Here is a 6,000-nt window from a genome sequence, read left to right on the forward strand (position 1 = left end):
GTGTCCTCACCCCTTAACCGTGCGGGCTGGCGCCGGGACACTTGCGGAACACGCAGCCGGGCCAGGTGTCCCAGTGAAAGCGCGATAAACTCCGTTTAGACTCAAACCACACTTTCCTCACCCTCGGATGGGCGAATCACGTAGACACGGCGGCGGATGCCATTGATAGTTATGCGAATTAGACCGCTTCTCGCTCTCCCGTTCGGCTAGTCAGCCGACCACCATCACCCCCCTTGGTAATTACTAAGGAGTCCAGTTTCTGTACTTGGCGACCCGGCCAAGATGGCTTTCATCGGTACACTTATTGTTGCCACCCAATCTATTTTCTGTACTGGGTGCGAGCCCCGTACGCTGGCAAAAGGCCTCGCTGATCTCGTCCAGCGTGGCCAGTAGCTTCTCTTCACCAGCTGACGTAGCAGGCATTTTTTTCATCGATCTTTTTTGGGGAGCGCCTAGTGATATGAGGCAAAACCTTGAATGGACAAATCGATCAAGTCACCTGTTATTTTTGTAAACCCACCCTCTAAGCAGCCATGACCTCAAGGCTCGTATCGCAAGAGCCGGAAGAGAGCGTTGATCAACTCGCTGCCTTCTTCTTGGAGGGAAAAACGCTGGGGATTGCGTAGCCAGTCGTGGATAAGTCCGCTCAGGGTGGACTGCAGCAAGCGGGAAGCCGTGTCGGGGGACAGATGCGGCACCAGCAGGCCCAACTCATGAGCGTGGCGGAACTGCTCGCGCATGCCCGCCTGACACTCTTCCACTATTTCCAGCGGGTTGATGTCGCTAAAGAACTCGCAGCGATGCAAGAGGATGGAACGGATGCGTTGCGCATGGGGTTGCTCGATGCGGGGAAGGCCGTTCAGGTACGCCAGACGCAGGGTATCCAGAGGAGATTTGACGTCCGAGGTGGAGCGAACCTATTCCAGCAACTCCTCGAAGGGCATCCGGGCATCCGCACACGGTCGAGCAGGGCATGGAACAGATCCGCCTTGTTCTTGAAATGCCAGTAGACCGCCCCGCGGGTCATGCCGGCATGACCCGCAATCTGTTCGTGTGAGGTGCGTGCCACACCGTTGTCGTAAAAAACCTCTTCGGCGGGTCGCTTCGGCCTCGAGCTTTGACGGTCTTACGGGACTGACGTGGTGGCCGGATGACAACCCATTTATACCGTTATCATTTATAAAAAATAAAACGCGCAGTGTCGGAAACACTATGGACATAATTACTTCGATTCCTCCCATGAAAAGCCATAGACATCACTCAATATTCTGAAGCTGTACGTTGAAATAGCGAAGGTGTTCGGTGATCTTGAGATTGCTCAAGAATGGCTGAACACGGAAGCCCTGTCTTGACAGGGGCGTACCCCGTCGATTTGCTGGATACATTCACCGGGCGTGAGATAGTGCGGTAGGTGCTGAGGAGGATCAGCTACGGCGAGTTCAGCTGATGTATCTGTATCGCATTGCACCTGAACGCTTCATAAGCTATCTATCCGGCCGCGGTGGTAGCTATCGCGGCAGTGCCCGCTGGAACGAGGCCGGCCACCCCGTCCTCTGCCTCGGGACCAGCGCTGCCGTGGCCATACTGGAGATGGGCAACTACATACCCGAACCCGCGCCTAATTCCAAAAGACTCCATTCTAGGCGTCTATAAAATTCACACGAATGCTATTGAAACAGTAAAACTCGATGACTTACCTGATGGTTGGGATCTGTTTCCCCCTCCCAGTTGCACACGAGCCATTGGAACAGGGTTTTTGTCAGCAGCTCGAAGCTTGACCCTTCTTGTTCCCAGTACTCCTGCTGGTATCGATCAAGTAGCTGTCGTGAACCCACTGCACCCCGAGATCGATAAACTCACACTCGTAAGAACCCAGTCTAGGATTTACAACCCGAGATTGTTTCAGGCCATAAAGTGAGCCCTGTGGTTTGTGCAAGCTGCCACTAAACCCTGCACACTACGCACTTCCGAACTGGCTCCCTGACTCATCTGCCTTAGCCCGGCCAAGTGGAGCGAGCACAGGCCAGCAACGACGGCGCTATCTCATCTGATATACTGTTAAAATATCAAGTGATATACGGAGAGAACCATGCAAGCTACAACCAAAGAGTATCGACCAAAGGAATCAGCCCGGAAAGAGGACTTCTGGCAAGCCCTTGGCTTGCCATCACGAGGGCCCAAATTGCATGAGGCCCTGAGCGAAGGCATCCCTTACAAGGTCTATACCCAGCTTGCCTCTGCTTCTGGCTTGGAGAAGAAAGAGTTGGCGCGCTATGTCGTCATCCCTCCAGCCTCTTTGCAGCGACGTGCGAAATCAGGGCGCTTTAAGCTTGACGAAGGCGATCGCCTCTACCGGTTCGCCGAGGTCTACAAGAGTGCCGTTGACCTGTTCGAGGGAGACAATCAGCGAGCAAACAAGTGGCTCCTCAACCCAGTGCGTGGCCTGGGTGGCCATCGGCCGGTGGATATGATTTCGACCTCGGCCGGCGCTGAAGCCGTGTTGGACCTCATTGGGCGGCTTGAGCATGGTGTTTTCGCGTGAGCCAAGTTCGGGGATATCGTCTGGTCAAGAGAAAGTGGCTCAGGAGCGCCTTCGATGGCGAGGGTGCTCGTACGTATGGAGGCCGGTGGAATAGTAAGGGAAAGGCTTGCGTTTACCTGGCCAGCGCTGAGTCACTAGCCATGCTTGAGGTCATGGTGCACCTTGAGGATTACCGCTTGCTCGAGGAATATGCGCTGATCGAGGTGACGTTTGATGATAGCGTCCTCATGCACCTTCCAGATGATCAATTGCCCGATGATTGGCAGGCGGAGCCAGCGCCATCCTCCACCGCAGCGATCGGCGACAGCTGGCTGGACAGCCAATTGAGTCTTGCACTGGCGGTTCCGAGTGCAGTTGTGCCACGCGAGACTAACTTTCTCGTTAACCCGAATCACGAGGACTTCGAGGCGATGACCAACGGTGCCAAAGAAATTGACTTTGCCCCGGATAGACGGTTGTAGAGTACACTTCAGCTCGCAGGGTTTGCCCGAGCCGGGAAACGGGACATTGCATTGTATGGCTATATGCAGATCGCGAATGACATATGCATCGAGATCGAAGACCTGTTTGAGTTGAGTAATGGTGAAGACTGTTTCCGGTGGCCCGCTATGATCGATACGACGCTGGCGCATCATTACTAAATATGTCGGCATAGGCCGCGACCAGGTTGAAATTCATGCAACACCACCACAGCGTGCGCCCCTTGTTGTGGGCGAGTCGAACCAGCAATTCCAGCACGACGGCTTGGAACCTCAGGCCGAGAAAGGTCGTCGCTCATCGAGTAGGATCAATCCATAGTTCGATTGTTACCCCGGCACTTCTCAGATAACGCAAACTATGCATTATTGACTGTTTAAAAAGATTGCGTGATTTACGATCAAGCGCATAGATCCCGGTTGGGATACGATTAAACAATGGCTTATGCGTATTTGGGTCTACTTTTCCATGAACTATGCGTCCGTGCTGGCCGTAAGCGTACGCTTTTTATGCGCCAAAATTGTGCTGTGGTTTGTACGTGCTCCATGAGTTCGCATGTACGTTTTTGCGCATATATTCACTTGTTAGAGCGAATCTCAATAGGTTACGGGCAGTTTTGTGCCAAGTTGAACCAACTATGCGCTCTCATGGTGATTGAGCGTACGCCTGCTTGTCCGTAAACCATGAGGGATTTATGACTGATATGGTCGCGCCTTACTTCCGTCCCGCCGATGCGAAAACTGTTCGGTGGTGGCTCGATCATAGTGTGCGTAAGCCTATCGGCAAGATTGCCTCGCTTCTTGCATTTGAAAAGGAAGTGCTGGAAGCGTGGGCAAAACTAAGCCAGCAGGGTGAGATCTTTGGCATCGACTAGCTCATGGCCGAGATCAATGCTCGTGGCAAGCGTCAGCGCAGTGAGAGCAGGCTCAAGAGTGGGATCAGCAGTCTGTCAGTGGTTCTTGGACAAAGTGGCGTGATCTGGCGCGAGCGTGCCACAGAGATGGGTTCCGGAAAATCTCGTACATTGATTTATAGCCTCCGCATGCCGCATGAGGTAGCCCGTTCATGGCGGTGGCCCTCGAGATACACATGACAACCCAGATGTCTGGCGCAAGTCTAGTAAAGCCGGTGCGTGTCCAGTGCCCCCGGCCATCAACCCGCACCGGGACAGCATCGAAGCCACTCATCGCCTGCTCCAGCAGTATCAGTTGAACGCCATCATTCCGGTGCAAGACCACACCGACGATCACTGGACGCTTAATTAGTGTCACAGCTTCTGGAACGTTGCTCGCGCACGCATAGCCGTGACCGAGGCGAAGCGCTGACCACGACCGTTCAGCTTGGGGGAGAAGCCGTCAGCGTGACCACGGTGAGTTCGCACCAGCGGCGAAACGACAGCGTGGCGTACGGAATGATTACCGGTGACGATGCGCAGTTGATTCTCGCGATCCTGACCACAGCCGTTCAGGACATTACCCGTGCTACCGCAGTAGGAGAGAGGCCGCGAAACTGGCTCCGCGTCGATTTACGTGATTTGTGTCAGCTGCTTATCCCTAACTGCGGGCGCAATAAATTTCGTGCTATGCAGCTAGGCATGGCGCGCATTATTAATACTGGCCGGGCGATGCCAGAGACACGCTGACGGGGTCAGTGCATCTTGAATCTAGCCTGGCAGCCGGATAACCCGGCTGTCAGGTAAATAGCCGACCTAGGGCAGTCAAAGCAACCGCTGACATAGTAGCTGAGCCATGCGGACGCTTCAGCCGCTCAGAGATGAGTTGACCAGCGATTCCTTAACAGGGCGCGTTACAATCCGCTGCGAGAGGTCTCTGGCAATGCCATAGACGCCAACCACTTTCGAACTCACGATGATAGGCAGATTAGTAATAGCTAGGCAGCAGGCACTATCGTCAGCCCTAATGGCTTTGACTTCGTAATGCTGCTGCTTTCCTTGGGCGGCCCTGTCGAACGCCTTATCTGCCAGCGGTAGATCCTCGGAGACAATAAAGTAGGAATAGTGCTGACCAAGTATCTGCTCTTTGGCATATCCCATCAGCTTCAGACCGGCTGGATTGGCATCTTCAAAGCACGCGTTCAAATCTAGAGAAAATACCCCGTCGGGGTGCTGCACAAAAAGAGACCGGTAACGTTGTTCAGTTTCGCGGTGGTACTGCCTAGCCTCGTGTCGCTCGATAGCTAACGCAACGAGGCCGACAGCCCGGGACATTAGGTCAATTTCTCGTCGACTGGGTGGGCCAGGTACGCGATAAATAGTGGCAAAGGTACCCAGCAGAGCACGGTTTTTCGACAGTACGGGGTAGGTCCAGCAAGCATGTAGGCCATATTGCTCAGCCAGATTAAGGTGATTTGCCCAAAACCCGTCATAACGAACGTCTTCGCTGACCACTAACTGCGCTAAAAAGGCCGCACGGCCACAACTGCCCATATCAGGCCCAATAGGCAGGGCTTGCATGGCCTCTTGGTAGGCGGTAGGCAGGTTGCCAGCGGCAAAGCAAAGTGCCTCTGTCTTGGGGTCAAATAGCATGACCGTACTGAGCGCATTTGGAATCAGTTCATCTAATAGATGACATATACGCTCCAACGTTCCGCTCAGCGGTTCATCCCGTGCAATAAGATCCTGAATGGACTGTTGAGCTTCTAGTTCCCTTCTCATTCCCCACATTGCCCTTACCTGCGTCGCGCTGCGTTATATTAACTTTAATTAAGGTGCCTTTCTGTGCTTAACCTAGCAACGTCTAGTTTGGCCGATCAGGTAAACCTACCTTTTATGCGGGCCAGTCCCCTTGTCTGAGTAGCAGTGTGGCAAGCGGCGGTAGGGTCAGTTCCAGCGATGCTGGATAGCCATGGCTGGGCGAGAGTTGCGCCCTGACGCCATGCGCGTTGCCAACGTTCGAGCCGCCATAGAATGTACTGTCGGTATTCAGCACCTCGTACCATGTCCCCAACGCCGGGACGCCCAG

Annotated in this window: 10 protein-coding genes; 6 read left to right on the forward strand and 4 right to left on the reverse strand. The window is 54.0% G+C overall.

Annotated elements, in window-relative coordinates:
• Positions 1-539: 539 nt before the first annotated feature.
• Together F568_RS26255 and F568_RS26260 are read right to left on the reverse strand one after the other, a co-directional pair.
• Positions 540-887 carry a TetR family transcriptional regulator C-terminal domain-containing protein gene (locus F568_RS26255; protein ID WP_156817523.1) on the reverse strand — a complete coding sequence of 116 codons (348 nt, stop codon included), beginning with the start codon at positions 885-887 and terminating at the stop codon, positions 540-542.
• Positions 860-1,069, reverse strand: a complete 210-nt coding sequence (locus F568_RS26260; protein WP_156817524.1) for a TetR family transcriptional regulator — start codon at positions 1,067-1,069, stop codon at positions 860-862. The genes F568_RS26255 and F568_RS26260 overlap by 28 nt, the downstream gene beginning before the upstream one ends.
• A 377-nt stretch (positions 1,070-1,446) precedes the next feature.
• Between F568_RS26260 and F568_RS26430 the strand changes: the two genes are divergently transcribed.
• The 6 genes from F568_RS26430 (at position 1,447) to F568_RS0120600 (ending at position 4,661) form a co-directional block, all read left to right on the forward strand.
• Positions 1,447-1,653, forward strand: coding sequence for an RES domain-containing protein (locus F568_RS26430; RefSeq protein WP_156817525.1), 207 nt, complete (start codon positions 1,447-1,449; stop codon positions 1,651-1,653).
• A 529-nt stretch (positions 1,654-2,182) separates the two neighbouring features.
• Positions 2,183-2,542, forward strand: coding sequence for an Xre family toxin-antitoxin system antitoxin (locus F568_RS0120575; RefSeq protein ID WP_019020650.1), 360 nt, complete (start codon positions 2,183-2,185; stop codon positions 2,540-2,542).
• Positions 2,539-3,003: an RES family NAD+ phosphorylase gene (locus tag F568_RS0120580; RefSeq protein ID WP_019020651.1), complete on the forward strand. Its 465-nt coding sequence runs from the start codon at positions 2,539-2,541 to the stop codon at positions 3,001-3,003. The genes F568_RS0120575 and F568_RS0120580 overlap by 4 nt, the downstream gene beginning before the upstream one ends.
• A 710-nt stretch (positions 3,004-3,713) precedes the next feature.
• Positions 3,714-3,893, forward strand: a complete 180-nt coding sequence (locus tag F568_RS0120590) for a hypothetical protein (RefSeq protein WP_019020653.1) — start codon at positions 3,714-3,716, stop codon at positions 3,891-3,893.
• 265 nt (positions 3,894-4,158) lie between these two features.
• The gene (locus F568_RS26165; RefSeq protein WP_019020654.1) at positions 4,159-4,284 is read left to right on the forward strand and encodes a hypothetical protein; all 126 of its coding nucleotides are present in this window, start codon (positions 4,159-4,161) and stop codon (positions 4,282-4,284) included.
• Positions 4,284-4,661: a hypothetical protein gene (locus F568_RS0120600; RefSeq protein WP_019020655.1), complete on the forward strand. Its 378-nt coding sequence runs from the start codon at positions 4,284-4,286 to the stop codon at positions 4,659-4,661. The genes F568_RS26165 and F568_RS0120600 overlap by 1 nt, the downstream gene beginning before the upstream one ends.
• Positions 4,662-4,778: 117 nt before the next feature.
• Here F568_RS0120600 and F568_RS0120605 read toward each other — a convergent pair whose 3' ends face one another.
• Positions 4,779-5,702, reverse strand: coding sequence for a GAF and PAS domain-containing protein (locus tag F568_RS0120605; protein ID WP_019020656.1), 924 nt, complete (start codon positions 5,700-5,702; stop codon positions 4,779-4,781).
• Between the two features lie 103 nt (positions 5,703-5,805).
• On the reverse strand, positions 5,806-6,000 hold a 195-nt coding region (locus F568_RS24630), incomplete at its 5' end, for an alpha amylase C-terminal domain-containing protein (RefSeq protein WP_026300691.1).

Source organism: Modicisalibacter luteus DSM 23508 (genome assembly GCF_000378505.1).
Taxonomy (GTDB): Bacteria; Pseudomonadota; Gammaproteobacteria; order Pseudomonadales; family Halomonadaceae; genus Modicisalibacter; species Modicisalibacter luteus.

Bases quoted from the DNA above. Each gene is read 5' to 3' on its own strand.
- F568_RS0120605 (WP_019020656.1), bottom strand. From the start codon at position 5,702: ATGTGGGGAATGAGAAGGGAACTAGAAGCTCAACAGTCCATTCAGGAT.
- F568_RS0120590 (WP_019020653.1), top strand. From the start codon at position 3,714: ATGACTGATATGGTCGCGCCTTACTTCCGTCCCGCCGATGCGAAAACT.
- F568_RS26430 (WP_156817525.1), top strand. From the start codon at position 1,447: ATGTATCTGTATCGCATTGCACCTGAACGCTTCATAAGCTATCTATCC.